This window comes from Emticicia oligotrophica DSM 17448 (assembly GCF_000263195.1).
GTDB lineage: Bacteria > Bacteroidota > Bacteroidia > Cytophagales > Spirosomataceae > Emticicia > Emticicia oligotrophica.
This window is the reverse complement of record NC_018748.1, coordinates 192,012-210,086: the sequence shown is the minus strand read 5'-3', so window position 1 is coordinate 210,086 and position 18,075 is coordinate 192,012. Positions and strand designations below refer to the sequence as shown.

15 protein-coding genes are annotated in these 18,075 nt (G+C 34.4%); 9 read left to right on the top strand and 6 right to left on the bottom strand.

What is annotated here, in order from left to right:
* Window positions 1–4: 4 nt before the first annotated feature.
* The 6 genes from eboE to mnmE form a co-directional block, all read right to left on the bottom strand.
* Window positions 5–1,198 (bottom strand): metabolite traffic protein EboE, encoded by a 1,194-nt coding sequence (gene eboE / locus EMTOL_RS00960; protein WP_015027383.1) that lies wholly within the window; start codon window positions 1,196–1,198, stop codon window positions 5–7.
* A gap of 164 nt (window positions 1,199–1,362) precedes the next feature.
* Entirely contained in the window at window positions 1,363–2,511 is a 1,149-nt protein-coding gene (locus EMTOL_RS00955) for a 3-dehydroquinate synthase (protein WP_015027382.1), read from the bottom strand.
* A 49-nt stretch (window positions 2,512–2,560) separates the two neighbouring features.
* Window positions 2,561–3,442 (bottom strand): UbiA-like protein EboC, encoded by an 882-nt coding sequence (gene eboC / locus EMTOL_RS00950; RefSeq protein ID WP_015027381.1) that lies wholly within the window; start codon window positions 3,440–3,442, stop codon window positions 2,561–2,563.
* A gap of 161 nt (window positions 3,443–3,603) precedes the next feature.
* On the bottom strand, window positions 3,604–4,623 hold the full coding sequence (locus tag EMTOL_RS00945) for a TatD family hydrolase (protein ID WP_015027380.1): 1,020 nt from the start codon (window positions 4,621–4,623) through the stop codon (window positions 3,604–3,606).
* Window positions 4,624–4,685: 62 nt separating this feature from the next.
* Window positions 4,686–5,492, bottom strand: a complete 807-nt coding sequence (locus EMTOL_RS00940) for an EboA domain-containing protein (protein ID WP_015027379.1) — start codon at window positions 5,490–5,492, stop codon at window positions 4,686–4,688.
* Between the two features lie 80 nt (window positions 5,493–5,572).
* Entirely contained in the window at window positions 5,573–6,895 is a 1,323-nt protein-coding gene (mnmE, locus tag EMTOL_RS00935; protein WP_015027378.1) for a tRNA uridine-5-carboxymethylaminomethyl(34) synthesis GTPase MnmE, read from the bottom strand.
* Window positions 6,896–7,094: 199 nt separating this feature from the next.
* Between mnmE and EMTOL_RS00930 the strand changes: the two genes are divergently transcribed.
* The 9 genes from EMTOL_RS00930 to rplB all read left to right on the top strand — a co-directional run bounded on the left by EMTOL_RS00930 (window position 7,095) and on the right by rplB (window position 18,075).
* Window positions 7,095–9,800, top strand: a complete 2,706-nt coding sequence (locus EMTOL_RS00930; RefSeq protein ID WP_015027377.1) for a hypothetical protein — start codon at window positions 7,095–7,097, stop codon at window positions 9,798–9,800.
* Between the two features lie 118 nt (window positions 9,801–9,918).
* The gene (locus EMTOL_RS00925) at window positions 9,919–10,812 is read left to right on the top strand and encodes a hypothetical protein (protein ID WP_305953150.1); all 894 of its coding nucleotides are present in this window, start codon (window positions 9,919–9,921) and stop codon (window positions 10,810–10,812) included.
* Window positions 10,775–13,018, top strand: coding sequence for a hypothetical protein (locus EMTOL_RS00920; protein WP_015027375.1), 2,244 nt, complete (start codon window positions 10,775–10,777; stop codon window positions 13,016–13,018). Before EMTOL_RS00925 ends, EMTOL_RS00920 begins: the two co-directional genes overlap by 38 nt.
* Before the next feature lies 1 nt (window position 13,019).
* Window positions 13,020–14,177 (top strand): hypothetical protein, encoded by a 1,158-nt coding sequence (locus tag EMTOL_RS00915; protein ID WP_015027374.1) that lies wholly within the window; start codon window positions 13,020–13,022, stop codon window positions 14,175–14,177.
* 109 nt (window positions 14,178–14,286) lie between these two features.
* On the top strand, window positions 14,287–15,045 hold the full coding sequence (locus EMTOL_RS00910) for an IS5 family transposase (protein WP_015027373.1): 759 nt from the start codon (window positions 14,287–14,289) through the stop codon (window positions 15,043–15,045).
* A 447-nt stretch (window positions 15,046–15,492) separates the two neighbouring features.
* Complete coding sequence (gene rplC, locus EMTOL_RS00905) at window positions 15,493–16,113, top strand: 50S ribosomal protein L3 (protein WP_015027372.1); 621 nt, start codon at window positions 15,493–15,495, stop codon at window positions 16,111–16,113.
* 106 nt (window positions 16,114–16,219) lie between these two features.
* On the top strand, window positions 16,220–16,846 hold the full coding sequence (rplD, locus tag EMTOL_RS00900) for a 50S ribosomal protein L4 (RefSeq protein WP_015027371.1): 627 nt from the start codon (window positions 16,220–16,222) through the stop codon (window positions 16,844–16,846).
* A 38-nt stretch (window positions 16,847–16,884) separates the two neighbouring features.
* Window positions 16,885–17,172, top strand: a complete 288-nt coding sequence (gene rplW / locus EMTOL_RS00895; protein ID WP_015027370.1) for a 50S ribosomal protein L23 — start codon at window positions 16,885–16,887, stop codon at window positions 17,170–17,172.
* A 78-nt stretch (window positions 17,173–17,250) separates the two neighbouring features.
* The gene (rplB, locus tag EMTOL_RS00890; RefSeq protein ID WP_015027369.1) at window positions 17,251–18,075 is read left to right on the top strand and encodes a 50S ribosomal protein L2; all 825 of its coding nucleotides are present in this window, start codon (window positions 17,251–17,253) and stop codon (window positions 18,073–18,075) included.

The window sequence follows — 18,075 nt, the reverse complement described above, 5'->3', positions numbered from 1 at the left end:
AAAATCACAAAAGCCCTTTTACCCAATTAATTTCTCTGATAATTGATTCGTTAAGTGGTGCTTGAAACTCAGTTGGTAAAACTCCCCATGTATATGTTTCAATTTCGAGATGATTCGTAAAAGGTTTTTGTTTATGAACATTGATAGTATCCTCAATATCGCTTCGAGTGGATGCCAACATTCCATAGTTTTCAATGAATAAAGGAACGTGGAAGTGTACTCGCCACGACAAAATATTTTCATCAAAACCTGAGATTGCTTCCGTTAAGTCGGGGAATTTTACAAAACTTCCATCTTTTTTCTGTGCTACCACTTGGTGTAAGTAGGTTGGCTCGTTGTATTGAGCAATAACCTTTAATTTTTCAGTAGCATCATTCGAAAAATCTACTTTTAAGGCCGAACTGATTTGTATTTTTCCAACTTTTAATCCTTGTGCATCTAGTTTGTCAATAACCGATTGTGGATGCTCAAATCCAACTGCAAAATGACAAACATCGTAGCAAAGTTGAATATGAGTTTTGATTGCATTCGTTGCTTCTTCTTCCGAAAACCCCTTCCCTGAAAGCTGTTTAATTCCTATTGGTAAAAGATAGTGGTTATACCAATCAAGATACTCTGTAGAATTTTCTAAGATGCCATCAGGTTCTGGTTCAATATCAAGGTGTAGTGTTTTTCCTGTAGTTGCTTTCAATTCTACAAGCGATTCTACCACAGAAACCATATTTTGAGTAGCTTTTTGAGTAGCATCTATCAGTGCATCAGTTGTTTTCCACCAAAAACGATAAGAAAGTGGCGAAGTAGAAATCCCCCCTTCTGAAAGGTTCTCGGGAAGGAGTTTAGCCAATAAACCAAACATTCTGATAGTGTAATCAGTACGTTCTTGGGTTGTCCAGTCGGGAGCGTGAACTTTGTCTTTAACTACTACATTGTGGAAGCCACCGTATGGAAACCCGTTCATTGTGAAGACGTAACAATTATTATCATCAAGCCATTTTTTGAAAGCATCGAAATTAGATTTTTCCGATAAGTCAATGCTTGCTTGATTGGCCAATCGAAGTCCAATTCCCATCGAAGCATCTGGACATACCGATACTTTAATTTGAGGAATACTGCTTTGTAAGACTGAAAAATGCTCCTTCCAGTCTTCGCCTGGGTGAATGTTACTACAATAACTGAGGTGCCCGTATGGTGTTTGCATGGTTGAATATTTGCAAATGTATATTTAATCTTTTTCTGTGCTGTGCAGTTGTCTGTGTTCTCACAGACAACTATTGGAATCCTTGTACGAATTTGTTAATTTGTTGTCAGTAGGTACACAGACAACGGTAGTATTGTAATCCGTGTCTCTGTGGTAAATTTTTATCAATCTAGCGTCATTTTCAATTCATCGACGGCTTGTTTCATGAGTTCAAAATTAACTTCATGAATTTCTCGACCTTTACCCAATTTCTCTAAAATCGTGATGGTTAGTCGGCCGCCCAAATGTTCTCTAAACTCATTTAAACCTTCCCACAAATTCAACTTGTCATTCTCACCTAATTTTTCGTGATAAAGTGTAAATCCAAGATTTTTGAGTAAAGTGATGATTCTAGCCACATCTTCTTGGGAAATCAAACCTAAAAGCTTTGAGTAGATAGAATCAAGTGCAATTCCGATAGCTACTGCTTCACCATGACGTATTTCGAAATTCGTTAGATACTCTAATTTGTGGGCAGCCCAATGGCCAAAATCAAGCGGACGTGCTGAACCCATTTCAAAAGGGTCTCCGCTCGAAATATGGTTAGTATGTAATGCGGCCGAACGGAAGATTTGTTCGTGCATAATATTCATTTCACGATTAGCCATAGCAAGTGCATTTGCTTCAAGCCATTCAAAAAAAGGCAAATCTTTTATTAAAGCCACTTTTACGGCTTCTGAAATTCCCGAACGCCAATCACGGTCAGAGAGACTTGTTAAGAAGTTAGTGTCATTGAATACCGCAACAGGTGGTGAGAAAGTACCGAGAAAATTCTTTTTCCCTAAGAAATTAACACCATTTTTTACACCCACCCCAGAATCATTTTGAGAAAGAACCGTAGTTGGAATTCGTATATGCTTTACACCTCTATGGGCAATCGTTGAGGCATAGCCAACCATATCTAAAAAAGCTCCACCACCAATGGCTGCTACAAAAGAATGTCGGTCGATGCCGTATTTATTAATTGCCAAAAGGGTTTCGTCTAAATATTTTGTATTATTCTTCACTTGTTCCCCACCGGGCAATACCAAAATTTCTTCTACTAAATTGATGTTGCTTACTCCTTGAAAGTATGTTTTGATAGCATTTTGGAGTTTAGGGTGAGCCTCAGCAACACCAGCATCAATCAAAAATAAAATTTTCTTTTGAAAACTATTATCACCAAAGTTTGATAAAAACTTACTAAACTCATGATTTTCAGTCGAAAAAAGGTCTTTCGTGAAAACTATATTGAAAGTAAATGGTACTTGAAAAGACTGCTGAATTACATTCATCGAATGGATTGAATAAATAGAATTAGTGGTAAATTTATTGTCGTTTTGTTTAAGTTACTGCAAAAATCTTTGCCAACTGGATAGAAATAGGCAGTAAGCATAGAACGGCCAAAGCCAAAATGATGTTACCTGAAACACTCACCCAAGCGGCATCCATTACTATCAGTGACAAGACACCTGCTTTTACTGCTTTACCGATATTTGGCCCAATTGGGTTAGTAATAGCTGTAATTAAAGGTTTGAAAATCAAATAAATGTGCAAAATTACAAATCCTGAGGTAATCAGCAGATTTCCCAAATTAAAAGAGATAATCAACTGAAAAGTGCTAACCAAGACGTATAAAAATGCGGCAAAATACAAGGTGCTCTTATTGCCTCCGTGTACTTCTCCTCGACTAATCATTGTAATAGCAGCGATGTAGCATACTGGCAGAAGACCAATCCACCACCATTCACCAATGGCACTATCAATGATGCTCATACCCAAAATTAGGTTACCTCCTCGGCAAAGGCCCATATTAATAGGCCCGAAAAATGAATGATGTTTGCCGTATTTATCATAAATTAGAGCAGAAGCTGCTACTAATACAGCGATGTTTGCACTCGTAAAGCTATTGCCTAATGCTGCTAAAACGCCTATTAGTAATAGTAAAACACCAAAGATAAGTGCATTGTTTTTACTTACTCTTCCGCTTGGAATTACTCTTTCGGGGCGTTCGATTTTATCTAATTCTAAATCAAAAATATCGTTAAAAACAATACCCCCAGCATAAAGCCCAATCGTAGAAATACACAAAAAAAATACATTTTGAAGAGGGATTTCTTCAAAATTTACTGAAAAACAAGCAATCGAAATACCCGCCAAAATATCAGCAATAGCCGTGATGACATTGGCAGGGCGAGTGAGTTGTAAGTAGGCCTTTAGGTTCAAAGTCGTAAGTTTGATTTTTGATATTTTGTTCAGTGAATGAATTCACTTTTTAAAGAAACAACGGATTTATTTTAAAGTATATTTAGCGACTTTAGTCGCTAAATATACTTTTCATCGGTTGTTTCCTACTTACCCATTTTAATGGGTAAAACATTGTGTAATTAACTAATTATCAATGAATTTTTATCAATTCTTGGAATTTGTCCACCACGTAAAACCGTATTTCCATTAAATTTCAGGCTTTGGTCAATTACCTGTGGTGTTTCAAAATCAGCTACATTGATTTGTCCACTTTGTGCAAAGGCATCAATGGCATTTTGATAAGTTACCAAACGAATATCTTCATCAGAGACACCCTTAATTTTCATTAATGCGGCGGTTTTTGGCACAGCCAGTGGGTCGCTAATTCCCCAGTCAGCCGCAGAATTGACCATGATTCTCTCCGAACCATATTTCTTTACAATTTCTACCATACGTTCGTTCCCCATTTTGGTAAAAGGATAAATGGTAAATGCTGCCCAAAAGCCTTTTTCTAATACACTTTCAACAGTTTCTTCGTTGTTATGGTCAATAATCACCATACTTGGGTCGATGCCATGCTCAAGGGCAATCGCCATACTTAGTTCAGTACCTTTCTTTTTATCGCGGTGAGGCGTGTGTACTTGTACTGGTAAATTGGCTTCCTTAGCCAGTTCGAGTTGTAGGCGATAAAATTTCTCCTCAGCGGCAGTTTGGTCGTCAAATCCAATTTCTCCTACACCAACTACTCCTTCTTTATACAAAAATAAGGGTAAAATTTCCATTACCTGCTCAGCCAAAGGCTCATTATTTGCCTCACGAGAATTTAAACCAATAGTACAGTAATGTTTGATACCAAATTGAGATGAACGAAAGCGTTCCCAACCTACTAAACTACTAAAATAATCCTTGAATGAGGCTAGGCCCGTACGAGGTTGCCCCAACCAAAAAGCTGGTTCGATAATTGCCACTACTCCCGCATCAATTAAGGCTGTATAATCGTCGGTTGTGCGTGAGGTCATGTGAATGTGTGGGTCGAAAAACTTCATCCCTTTGGTATAATCAGCATAATTGGCCTGAACGTTTTTAGATGTTTCAAGCTCTTCTGCACTACCTTCAAAATGCGAAGGGTTCTGCGATATATCTGCGTGTTTCTGACACATTTTATTAAAAAGTATAAGTGTTAAAAAACTCCTTGCTTCGAGGAGATGGAAAACGAGGTATTCTAATTCTCAATCAATGACCAACTAAGCTCTTTTTTATCAAATTGAGCGTATTGACTTAATAAGTCTTTGGCAGGTTTAAAGTTAGTGTCATGGCAAACTAAAGCCGCTGCTATCTGATTTTTTTTCTCACCTGATTTGAACAAAATATCTAAATCATGCAAGATTTCATCATTCATGAACTTACTTACTAAACGCCAAGCTTGCGGGGTGATTGTTCGGCCTGCTGACCAACGCTCGTGAGCTAAATAAGAAATAGAATTTGCTAATTCTTGGTTGGCTCGCTCATCTAAACCTTCTATTTTATGGATTGGTTTATCATTGAATATACATTTCAAAACTAATTGATTCCACGCCAATTCTGTAAAATAGTTTTTTGGATATGGGTTTTGAAAGGCAATTGCTTCTAAGACTAAACCAATGTTTGACCGTACGGCATCAGTGGCACGTAACATCCAATAATCGGGAAATGCATAAAAGGGTAGGGCAGATATAAGGGCAACAGCTTCGTTAATTTCTGCCGTTTCAAAAAGCGTGTCAAGTGTTTTGGTATAGGTATCTTTATTAGCACTATCTAATTTTGAAAGGAAAAACACTCTAACAAGCCGGTCGAGTGTCCATTCATTGATAGACACTTCATTAATGAGTTCTGTAGATAGGATAGTTGTTTTACTGATAAACCTTGGAGTGGATACAAAGGCAGTTTGCAGGGCCTGTAAACTCCCACTTGCCTTGCTTTCTATCCAACTAATTTCCTTCGGCGACGAAAATGCTTTTATCTTTTCGAATAATTGTTCTGAAAAATTCATTTTTGGTTAGGATAAAAATAACGATTGTGGAAAATAATCGTAAATATTTAATCGGAATTTGGTTGCCACAATGACCGAAATCATTTTCCGATACAAAACTTGCTAAATATATTGGCTAATAAATCATCAGTCGTAATGCTGCCTGTAATTTCTCCAAGATGATGTAATGACAAACGAATATCTTGAGCAAGAAAATCTCCGGTAATGCCAAAATCTAGGCCGTTCAATACCTCACCTAACGCTTCGTTTGCTTTCATTAAATGCTCATAATGACGTAAATTGGTCAACATCGTATCAGCACGTTTTTTTGTCTTGGCTTTTTCAACAATAGCCGCTTTGAGTGTATCTATGCCGATATTATTTTTGGCCGAAATTCTGATATAGTCAACTAATTGATGGTTTTCTCCTAAATCAATTTTATTCAATACTCTGATTACTTTTTCCTCTTCAATATCTGAAATGAAATCTTCGTCTTTGCTTTGATTATCAGAGAGTAAGAGAACAATCTCTGCTCGACGCATGGCATCTTTTGAGCGTTCGATACCAATCGACTCAACCACATCTTTGGTTTCTCTAATACCAGCAGTATCTATGAACCTAAATTTAATCCCTTCAATAAATAGTACATCTTCAATGACATCACGAGTAGTGCCTGCAATTTCTGTTACAATGGCTTTTTCTTCGTTCAAAAGAATGTTTAATAATGTCGATTTTCCAGCATTGGGTGGGCCAATGATAGCAACAGGAACCCCTTCTTTGATAACATTTCCTGCATCAAAGGAGTCTATTAGTTTTTTAAGGAAATTTTGAATTTTCAGAATTAAAGATTTTAAATCGTCTCTTTCAGCAAATTCAACGTCTTCTTCGCCAAAATCTAATTCTAATTCAACCAAACTTGCAAAATGAATGAGCTCATCTCTAAGTTCTTTCAGTTGATTCGAAAAACCACCACGCATCAAATTCATAGCAGTTTTATGGGCTGCCTCTGAATCGGCGGCGATTAAATCGGCAACAGCCTCCGCTTGCACTAAATCGAATTGACCATTCAGGAATGCTCGTTGGGTAAACTCCCCAGCTTGTGCCATTCGACAGCCATTTTGAAGCAGAAGTTTTAGAATATACCTGATAATATAATCACTTCCATGACACGAGATTTCTACGACATCTTCTTTCGTAAAGCTTTTGGGTGTCTTAAATACTGCAACCAACACTTCATCGACAATTACATTTTCATCTCGAATTGTTCCGAAATGAATCGTGTGAGAATCAACTTTTGTTAAATCCTTGCCTTTGAAAATTTTATTAACTATCTCAAATGTGCGTTCGCCCGAAACACGAATCACTCCAATCGCCCCGATTCCCTGCGGAGTAGCCAACGCACAAATTGTTTCTAATTGTATCATTTTTTGATTGTAAAAAGAATCTATAAAACCCACGATAGAAACCTGCTTGCAAAAGTACTAAATCTTTTTAATCGTAGTTTTAATTACTTATTTTTGCAAATCTACCAACTAAAATCTTAAATTTAGTAATTGTGACTAAACAGTCGATAATTTATTTAAAACTTTCGACTAGCAGCCAGCTACTTTCGACATTTGAAATATGATAAAAGCAAAACATATTTGGTATATCAATGCCATTCTTTTAATAGCAGCTGTATTAATTGCCTATAAAATTTGGTTGGCTCCTCGCAAAGATGCTTGGAGTTTTGTACCAGAAAATGCTTTTTTAGTTGTTGAAAGTGCCGAAATACAACAATCACTTTTCGAGAAAACAGACCCAACTCAGCTTTCTGATATTCCTTTTTTCTATGATGCATTGGCTCAATTAAAAAAAGTAACCGAAAGTGTTGATAATCAAGAGCTCTCAAAAAAGTTTGTAGAGAAAAAATTAATTACCTATTCACTTCATCGAGAAAATAAGAAAAACCTCGAATACATTTTATATATTCCCGCTGGCTCGTTTGGCGATGAATCTTTTTTAAATAATTTACTTGTTCCTGATGCCACCAAAAGGAAGGTGTATAGTCGAAACTTTAAGGGTTTGCGAATTAATGAATTGTATGATATCAATAGCCGTCTGCTATTTAATTTCTTTGTTCACGATGATTTCCTGATTTGTAGTGCCTCAAAAGTTTTGCTTGAAGAAGTGGCTAATCGAATAAAATCTGGTGTTTCGCTCGAATTACCACCTTTCAAAGAGAGCCGTAAAGGAACTGCTCACATTTACTTTAAGAGTAAAAACCTGCAAGATGTTGCAGATATTTTGCCATCTCAATTATCGCCCAATTTGATTGAGTTTTTCGGTAATATTACGCCGAGAAATCCAGATATTGTTTTTGAAAAGCAAAAAGTACCTAATATTATTTCTGCTTATATTCATTCTAAAGGAACCAACTCAATACCTTTTTTAGGAATTTTTGCTCGACAAAAACCTCAACCCTTTGGTTGTGCGGCTCTTATTCCTGAAAACACAGCTATCGCTATTCGACTTAGTTTTAAAAATAAACTTACTTTAGCACAAGATTTCATTGCTTATCTAAAAAATAATGAAGCTGAATTAGTAGCTGAGAAAGATAGTGTGAATCGCTTGCTCAATGCCAATATCAATGGTTTTTATTCTTTTTTGAAAGATGAGATTGTGCTTTGTGAAATGGAAACTTCAGCTGATGAACCTTCGAAGAAGATTCTTCTAATAAAAACTGACGATTCGGCAGAGGCACTTAATTTATTTGATGATTTGGCCACTGATGCCGAAAAGATATCAAGTTATTTCAAGCCACAACCTTTTACTTATTTGAATAACTATGTTCGCAAGATTCAGGTAAGTCAGCTGCCCGCTATGTTATTTGGTTCAGTTTTTAGAGGTTTCTCAGATTGTTACTATACCCAAAAAGATGATTACATTATTTTGGCCAGCGATGACGATGCCATGCGAGATTATCTGAATAATCTCAATACTGGACAAACATGGGCTAAAACTAATTTATACCGTGATTTTATTGCACGTCTAAGTCCACAATCGCAAGTAACAGCCATGATTAGTCCACAGCGAATTTGGAATAATATATTTTATTCATTACCCAAAAAATGGCAAAGTTCCACCGAAAAGCATGAAGGTAGAATTAAAGACTTACGATTTATTGCGATAGAAAACTTTGTAATGAATAATAAATTCGGAACTAAGCTATTAATTGAAAAAATACCACAAACACAGAAAGAAAATATCTTAAATAAATTTTTCTTGCAAGATAGCTTATCGATGGGAGCACCAATTATCGGTATGCCTAATGTTATAAAGACGCCATCTAATAATGATGAAATTATCATCCAGACAAATCAACAGCTTAAGTTAATTTCAAACAATGCCAAAGAGATTAATTCAATTGCATTGGGTCAGGAAATTGCCACAAATTATTTACTACCTACAGATTATTTTCAAGATGGGCTCTTGCATTATCTCAGCACAACCCCCAGCGATTTAGTTGTATTAAGTCGTGATGCTGTTCAAGGTATTGTAGCGAGTAAACCAGAGCTTGATTTAGTAGGGGGGGTGAAGGCATTAGCTGTAAGCGAGACCAAAATATATGTTGTTGATGGAGCTGGTAAAATATATTTACTGAATGAAGAAACACAAAAAGTTTCACAAGTTCGTACTTCTTTACAACTCGGAAACATTGTTCAGATTTCACCAGTAAAATATAAAAATAATACCTATTTGGCGGTTTTGCAGCGTGATGGTACATTAAGCGTTTTGTATGAACAAGGTCACAGCTTAAGTGGATTTCCTAAAGTTCCTCTTACGGCTCGCCCGATAGGAATGATAATAGAGGAAGATGCTAATAAAAACTCTGTTCTTACATTAGTTTCAGAAATCGGTGAGATAAAAAAAGTAGATATGCTCGGAAATAGCCTCAATGAGGCAAGTGTGCAATTAGAACGACCCGACAAGGGCACGATTTTCGAGTTATTATTCGACCAAAATCATAAGGATTGGTTGGTAGTACGCCGTACGTCAACATCTATGCTTATTTTTAATAAGCAAGGTGCATCGGTACTTAAAATTGAAAATACCAATTTCTTGAAAGCTCAACTTAAGTATTTTGATTTAGGGCATGATATTCGAATCATTACTGTGTTTGATGGAAAGAATAATACATTCTTCGACTTGAAAGGTAATTTGCTAGGAAATAAATCATTGATTGCCAGTAGTTTACCAGCCATAACTTACTCGGAAGCTTACAATAAATTATTCATTTATAATCCCAATAAGTCTAACTTTGAAGTTTGGACAGTGAAGTTGAAATAGGAGAATTATGAAATATATTAATATATATTCAATAATTGTTATTTTGTGTTTGTCATGCAACAATAAAAGTAGTAATGATGCTAAATATGCATTTTATTATTGGAAGCCAACTGTTAAATTGACTAAAAACGAAAAACATTTATTAACACATTCTTCAAGTATTTATGTAAGATATTTCGATATTAAGTGGAACAGCAAACCCATTCCAGTAGCAAAGGTTTATTTTCCAAAATCAACATTCAAAGACTTAATTATTATTCCAGTTATATATATCAAGAATGAGGTATTTATTAATTTATCTGAGAGAGAAATAGAAAGTTTATCAAATAAAACGCTCGAATTGGTAGACAAAATAAATAAAACTATTGGAATTAAAAATAATACTGAAATTCAGATAGATTGTGACTGGAGTGATGCTACAAAGTCTAAATATTTTGCCTTTTTAAAGAAATTAAAAATAAAGAGAAGTCTAAAAGTTTCAGTTACGATTCGATTACATCAAATAAAATATTATTTTAAAACAGGAATTCCTCCTTGCGATAAAGGTGTATTAATGTTCTATAATATGGGCAAACTTGGAAATTTTAAAAAAAATTCGATTTATAATACCTATGATGCCAGTCAATATGTCAAATCTATAAAAGAGTATCCTTTTTCTTTAGATGTTGCTCTACCAATTTTTCGTTGGGGCTATGTTTTGAGAAATGGTGAAATCATTAATTTACTTTCAAAAATTGATGATAGTGAACTAAAACAACAAACTTTTGTCAATATAATAAATCAACAACATTTTCAATTTTTAGAAGGGAAATATTGGAGAGGAATTTATTTTCAAAAAAATGATGAAATTTTTATTGAAAAGATTTCCACAAAAGAGCTTTATCAAGCAGTAAACTTGTTATCAAAACACATAAAACGTCCTTCAAATGTCATATTCTTTGACCTAGATTCTACAAATATTTCACATTTTTCACATGAAGAATTTTCTCAAATTAGCTCTTTTTTCCGTTAGTGTAGTTTTGATTTTCGCTTTTTGTGCTGGTGGCGATGATTTTAAAAATGGGTATGGGCGAGATTATGAGAATTCCCTATTCGCACCAGAACTTATCCATGAAAAAAAACTTGAACCTTTTTTTCGAACAACCTCATCCTTGTATTATGGAGATGCGGAAAAAACACAAGGTTTTTATAAACAAAATGTTACCGATTGGTACAATTATTTTGATAAACAACTTGATACTACTTCTATCAAAGAAATACTATATTCAAGCACGCTGCCTCAAATAGATACACTAATTTTTTTCTTGAAAAATCCTGACACTAAAATTAGCCAACGTTTAAGAAAAAAAGCAATTTTGAATTACTCAGATAAAGAAAAAAGTCTTGATTTTTTGTTTTATTTAGGTTTTGCTCTTCGTTGTGAAATATTTGCTAATCATGGTAATGATGATTGGACTTATACTCCTATTATTTTTAAAGACAATGAATTATTGTTAAAATTAATCAAAGGAGGGATTCGACAAGGAATAAATCTTAAATCCTTATTTATTAAAGAACGTTATCTTTTTCAAGTTGTACGCTTGTTGTATTTTAATGAAGATTATACAGGATGTGAATCATTCTTTATGAAAAACAAAGCATTTTTCACTCCTAATGGTAATATTTATTATAGAGCATTGGGCTATGTAGCTGCCGCTTTATATAAAAGAAAAGTGTATAGTATGTCAAATTATTACTATTCATTAATTTTTGAAAATTGCGAATTAATGCAGGAAACAGCATTGTGGAGTTTTCATCCACAGGAAGAAAAAGATTTTAAGGCCTCATTGTTTTTAGCAAAAAATAATAAAGAAAAAGCCACTATTCTATTTATGATGGGTTACTTAAATGACGCAACTCGTGCAATTAAAGAAATATTAGCATTAAATATCAATAGTCCTTATCTTGATGTATTATTGACACGTGCAATAAATATAGAGGAGGAAAATATTTTGAATCACTCTGTAAAAGAATTGGTAGATAAAAAACCGAATGCTGTTTTGATACAAACAATTCAAAAAGGATTAATATCTCCACAAAATAAAAAAAACGCTGTTTGGCATTTAGCTTTAGGATATCTGTATAGTTTATCAAATGATTTGAAAAATGCAGAAATGCAATTTGAAGAAGCAGAAAGCAAATCAACTGATGAACTTTTGAAAAAAAGTATAAACTTATATCGTGCAATTAATAAAATCAAAGCTCAAACTATTTTAAATGAAAAAACAGAAATAGAATTACTGCCATCAATTCTGCTTATATTAGAAAATGATACAGATGTGTATTTACGAAAGACTATGGCTGTACAGTGGTTGAGTAGTCGTTTTTCGATGATTTACAAGCAACAGAAAGAATTTTTAAAAGCCGAATGTTGGCAAACTCATTCGGTCGGATTTTATTATGAAGACGATGAAAACCTTGAAAAAACAATCAAATTTATCAATACACCTGCTAAGAATGATTATGAAAAACTACTGAAAAAAATGTATGCTTTTTCAAAAGACAGGTTATTAGAAACGCAAGCTATTATTAATGTATATAATGATAATCTGCCAGAAAGTATAATAAAACTTGAAAGTAATGTAAAAGCAGGAACTGATACCTTATTAGGAGACCCATTTATTATACATATTAAAGATTGCCACGATTGCGACCATGAAGCAGACCAAAAAGAAAAGTTTACGATTTTATCTTTTTTGAAACGAATAAATAATAAAAAAAAGGAAAGCGATAGGCTTACAAATGTGGAAGAAAAAGCACACTTGTTATTTGAAGTGGCTAATGCCTATTACAATATTACAAATTTTGGTAATGCTCGAAAATTTTATCAAACATCTATTGCTTATAATTATGATGTTAATTTTGACTATTTAGACTATCAATCTGAAAAAGAGCGTGGTATGTTAAAAAGTAAAATATATGATTGTCAACTAGCTGCAATATATTACAAAAAAGCTCTTGAAATGAGTAATAATAATGAATTTAAGGCAATGTGTACATTTATGCTAGCAAAATGTGAACAAAATGAATTTTATCGAATTAGACCTAAAGACTATAAAGGTGATTTTAAAGCGGGAAAGTATTTCGCCGAATTAAAAACCAATTATAAACAAACCAAATATTATCAAGAAATTATACATGAATGTGGTTATTTTGACACTTACATAAATAAAAAGTAAAATGGCGTTAAAGAAAATTCTTTCACTTATAATCCCAATCTTGCTGATACAAATTACTTCTTTTACACAAGAAATAAACAGCGATTTTATTGCCAATGCAATAAAAAAAGCAGTTCAGAATGATCCTAAAAGACATTTAAAGGAGAAGTTTGACAATATTCTTCCGTTTAATGTATATTATAATCTAAAAGAAAGAGAAGAGTTTTCGGATACTGAATTAAAAAAATATTTAGGTGATTTATGGGTTCTAAAATACCAGTATAAGATTTCAGGAGATAAAACGCTACTAAAACCCATTTTGTTGAAAAGTTTAGCAATAAATGAGTCAATCTATGATTTTGATAATAAAAATGATTATGTGATAAATTATTTAAAAGAAATGCCTGAAGATTCCGTTTTTTTCGAAAGTTTTTTGCCAATCATAATTACTTGGTCGAGGAGTGTAAATGATTTAGGGTTTCAGACCTTTGTAAATATGCCTTTAAAATCTTCTAAAAATAAGTATTACCGAGATATGATTACTTACAGGAGATTTCTGCAATCTATTGAAAAAGTTTATCTAAGTGATTTTTGTAAAAAAAAATGGAATGAATTAAGGAAACTTGATTTAGATATAGAATCGAATGCAGATTTGTTTGGCCGTTTAACTTCTTTGGAAAATGACAAAATTTATGAATTATTAGAAGACTACGACACTTATTACAATGATGAATGTGATGATTCTCTCATAAAAAAATACTCAAATAAATTATTAGCACTTGATAAACAAAAAATAATAGATGTTAAAATAACATTTTTTAAAGAATTACTAAATATTTACGGGGTAAAAAATTTACCTGAAAAAGAGCTTGAAAAATACCTTATTACAAGATTAAAATGGAATGTGGTTAGCTATATGAATAATTTAGCTTGGAATATTTATGAAAAAGATAAATATACAGAGCTTTCTCTTCAATTAGTAAACACAGTACTTAAAATAGAAGAAAAACCAGAATATTTTGATACAAAAGCACATATTTTAAACAAATTGAAACAATACGATGAAGCCATTCAAGCGGAAGAAAAGGCTATTTTGTTGTGTGGAAAATGTGAAAACTTGGAGAATTACAATAAAGCTATTAATACTAAATTCAAAAAAAACATAGACTACAGATTTTGAATTTATACACTTAACTAAGACCCTGTTTAAAAATAGGTGATTAAAAAAAATATGAGCATCTAACAATGGGAATAAAATACTTTCTTTGAAGTGACCAAACCTAAAAGAGATGTATTCAACCGATTTATCAGATGCTCAGGGGCAATTTATCAAAAAAGCTTTAAACTATAACAACAGGAAACGAAAACATTGTTTACGAACAATTTGGAATGCTATTTTATACTTGACAAAGACCGGCTGTCAATGGCGGATGCTTCCGAAAGACTTCCCTAAATGGCAATTAGTTTATTATTACTTCAAGAAATGGATAGATTTGGAAGAATTTGATGCTTTATTAGAAAAAATAGGAGGTAAAGTACGCCTTCAAAAAGGTCAGAATTTCTCACCCAGTCTTGGAATAATTGATAGTCAAAGTGTAAGATGGGGTAATAATCGGTCATTAAATGGGATTGATGGCAATAAGAAAATAAAGGGTATTAAACGGCATGTAGTGGTAGATAAAAATGGCTTTTTGATTGCTGTAATGGTAACTGTGGCTAATATTCATGATAGTCAAGCTGCTTTACTATTAATGAGAATTTTAAAGAGTTTCCTGAGTAGCGTTAAAATCATATTGGCTGATGGCGGTTATCGAGGAGACTTGGTAGCTGAAATAAAGAAGAATTTCGGCTATCTTCTTAAAATTACTCTGCGGACAGACAAACCCAAAAAACCTTTCGAGCCAATACCAAAAAGGTGGATTGTTGAGAGAACCTTTGCTTGGTTTGACAATGACCGAAGAATGTGTCGCAATTACGAATTATTAATGGAAACAGCAGAAGAAATTGTCAAAATCTCTGCTATAAAACATTTATTGAATAAAATTTAAACAGGTCTTAAATTAAAAAATATTTCCACCAAACGTTTGTAAATAAAAATAAAACTTCTAACTTTGCAGCCTCATTAAGAAACGGAGTATTCTTCTCTGGTCAAATGAAGTCCTACATCATTCTGGAAACCAATTTGACTATTGACCTGCTGAGCTGAGTAAAATTGTTACGCTCATTTTGAAACGGTCTCCGAAAGCTTTTGAACATTTACAGGAATCATTGCAAGGTAACAAGGAATTGTCCTGCACCTATTTTGGTCCTTACCCACGTGGTTTGCAATGCAAAGTTTAAGTTGGCAGTGGCCAACCTCTGAAAAAAGTAAATAAATTATTGGCTTAAATTTGTAATCGTGCGAAGTTTTTACGAATTTTGCACCCCAGTTCGCCTAGCGAGCTGAGGAAAGATGAAAGTTTAGGTTAAATTAGCAAAATAAAGCGTAAAATACCATGTCTGGAATTATTGGAAAGAAAGTTGGAATGACAACTATCTTCAACGCAGAAGGTCAAGCAGTGCCTTGTACTTTGATTGAAGCGGGACCTTGTGTTGTTACTCAAGTTCGTACTGAAGATAAAGACGGCTACAGTGCTGTTCAATTAGGTTACGGCGAAAAGAAAGAAAAAAATACAAGCCGTTCGCTTGTAGGTCATTTTAAGAAAGCAGGTACTACACCTAAGCGTAAATTAGTAGAATTCAAAGAATTCGAAAAGGAATACAGCCTTGGCGATACTATTCGTGTAGAAGATGTATTTGCAGAAGGAGATTTCTTGGATGTAACTGGTAAGTCGAAAGGACGTGGTTTCCAAGGGGTTGTAAAACGTCACGGATTTGGTGGTGTTGGTGGTCAAACCCACGGTCAGCACAACAGAGGTCGTCACCCTGGTTCTATCGGTGCTTGTTCGTTCCCATCACGTGTATTCAAAGGCTTACGTATGGCTGGTCGTATGGGTAATACTCAAACAACTATCCAAAACTTGAAAGTATTGAAAGTTCTTTCTGAGCAAAACCTTATCGTAGTGAATGGTTCAATCCCAGGATCGAAAAATTCTTACATTACATTACATAAATAAGATAACACCTAGCCCTTTAACAGGGTGTTATAGAAAAAACTCCTAATAGGGCGAGGAGTATTTAGGTCGAAGCTGAACGACATCGAAAAAATGCAGTAATAAACAAATGAATGTACCAGTATTAAGCAAAGACGGAAAAGACACAGGTCGCGTAGCTACATTAGCTGACGGTGTTTTCGGTATCGAGCCAAACCAACACGTTGTTTACTTAGATGTAAAACACTATTTGGCAGCTCAACGTCAAGGAACGCACAAAGCGAAGCAAAGAGCAGAAATCGCTCGTTCAACGAAGAAAATTGTTCGTCAAAAAGGTTCAGGGGGTGCTCGTCACGGTTCTACTAAATCTCCAACCTTCGTAGGTGGTGGTCGTGTATTCGGACCAGTTCCACGTGACTACGACTTCAAACTTAACAAGAAGATTAAAGTTTTAGCTCGTAAGTCAGTTCTTTCTTCAAGAGTAGCTGAAAATAATCTTTCAGTAATCGAAAATTTCACTTTCGAAGCTCCAAAGACAAAATCATATTTGTCATTCCTCAAAGCACTTTCATTGTCAGGCACTAAGACATTATTTATCTTAGGTGACTACGATAGCAATGTATATTTATCAGCACGTAACATTCCTAAAACAAAAGTAATGAGTGTTGATGAAGTAAGTACTTACGATTTAATTAATGCTGATAAAGTCTTAATTAGCGAAGGTGCATTGTCGAAAATTGAATCAATATTGAATTAAGACTTATAGTTGCACAGCAACTTATAAATAACACGAAAATGAGCGTACTTAAAAGACCAATCGTTACCGAAAAATCACAAAAGCTTACAACAAAAGGTAAGTTTGTGTTTGAGGTTGACATGAACGCGAATAAAATCGAAATCGCAAAAGCTGTCGAAAAAATGTACGGTGTTACAGTTACAGATGTAAACACAGTTCGCCAAATCGGCAAAAAGAAATCGAGAATGACTCGTAGCAGAGCATCATCAGGAATGACTTCTACTTTCAAAAAAGCAGTAGTTACTTTGAAAGATGGTGATTTAATCGATTTCTACGAAAATTTGTAATAATAGACTGAAACAGTCAACTATTACAGAATTTACTAAATAAATGTATAGCCTTTGGCTGCAAAAGATTAAGTAACAATGGGTATTAAAAAATTAAAACCAATCACACCTGGCCAACGCCACAGAGTTGCTCCTGATTTTTCAGACATCACAGCAACAAAGCCAGAGAAAAGCCTTACGGTAACCATTAAGAAAACTGGTGGTAGAAATAACGAAGGTCATCGTACTGCTCGTTATATTGGTGGTGGACACAAGCGTAAATATCGTTTGATTGACTTCAAGAGAAACAAAGTAGATGTTGCTGCTGAAGTTAAGACTATTGAATATGACCCGAACCGTACAGCACGTATTGCTTTAGTTCAATACGCTGATGGTGAGAAGGCTTATATTATTGCTCCTCAAGGATTGAAAGTTGGACAAACTATCATTGCAGGCTCAAACGTTGCTCCAGAAGTAGGTAATACACTTCCAGTAGGAAATATGCCGCTTGGTACAATTGTACACAACATCGAATTACAACCTGGTAGAGGTGCTCAAATGGCTCGTAGTGCAGGTGCTTATGCACAGGTATTAGCGAAAGATGGCAAGTACGTAACTTTAAAGATGCCTTCAGGTGAAATGAGAATGGTATTGGCTACTTGTGTTGCTACAGTAGGTACAGTATCAAACGCAGACCACATGAACGTAACTTACGGTAAAGCTGGTCGTAAACGCTGGTTAGGTATCCGTCCAAGAGTAAGAGGTGTTGCAATGAACCCTGTTGATCACCCAATGGGTGGTGGTGAAGGCCGTTCATCAGGAGGTCATCCACGTTCTCGTAAAGGCTTGTTGGCTAAAGGTAAGAAAACTCGTGATCTAACCAAGCCTTCTACAAGACTAATCGTTTCAAGAAGAAGTAAATAA

Coding starts and splice junctions, on each gene's coding strand:
- rplC (WP_015027372.1), top strand. CDS start 15,493: ATGTCTGGAATTATTGGAAAGAAAGTTGGAATGACAACTATCTTCAAC.
- EMTOL_RS00915 (WP_015027374.1), top strand. CDS start 13,020: ATGGCGTTAAAGAAAATTCTTTCACTTATAATCCCAATCTTGCTGATA.
- EMTOL_RS00945 (WP_015027380.1), bottom strand. CDS start 4,623: ATGTGTCAGAAACACGCAGATATATCGCAGAACCCTTCGCATTTTGAA.
- mnmE (WP_015027378.1), bottom strand. CDS start 6,895: ATGATACAATTAGAAACAATTTGTGCGTTGGCTACTCCGCAGGGAATC.
- EMTOL_RS00940 (WP_015027379.1), bottom strand. CDS start 5,492: ATGAATTTTTCAGAACAATTATTCGAAAAGATAAAAGCATTTTCGTCG.
- rplB (WP_015027369.1), top strand. CDS start 17,251: ATGGGTATTAAAAAATTAAAACCAATCACACCTGGCCAACGCCACAGA.
- EMTOL_RS00910 (WP_015027373.1), top strand. CDS start 14,287: ATGTATTCAACCGATTTATCAGATGCTCAGGGGCAATTTATCAAAAAA.
- rplW (WP_015027370.1), top strand. CDS start 16,885: ATGAGCGTACTTAAAAGACCAATCGTTACCGAAAAATCACAAAAGCTT.
- EMTOL_RS00920 (WP_015027375.1), top strand. CDS start 10,775: ATGAAGAATTTTCTCAAATTAGCTCTTTTTTCCGTTAGTGTAGTTTTG.
- EMTOL_RS00955 (WP_015027382.1), bottom strand. CDS start 2,511: ATGAATGTAATTCAGCAGTCTTTTCAAGTACCATTTACTTTCAATATA.
- EMTOL_RS00930 (WP_015027377.1), top strand. CDS start 7,095: ATGATAAAAGCAAAACATATTTGGTATATCAATGCCATTCTTTTAATA.
- eboE (WP_015027383.1), bottom strand. CDS start 1,198: ATGCAAACACCATACGGGCACCTCAGTTATTGTAGTAACATTCACCCA.
- rplD (WP_015027371.1), top strand. CDS start 16,220: ATGAATGTACCAGTATTAAGCAAAGACGGAAAAGACACAGGTCGCGTA.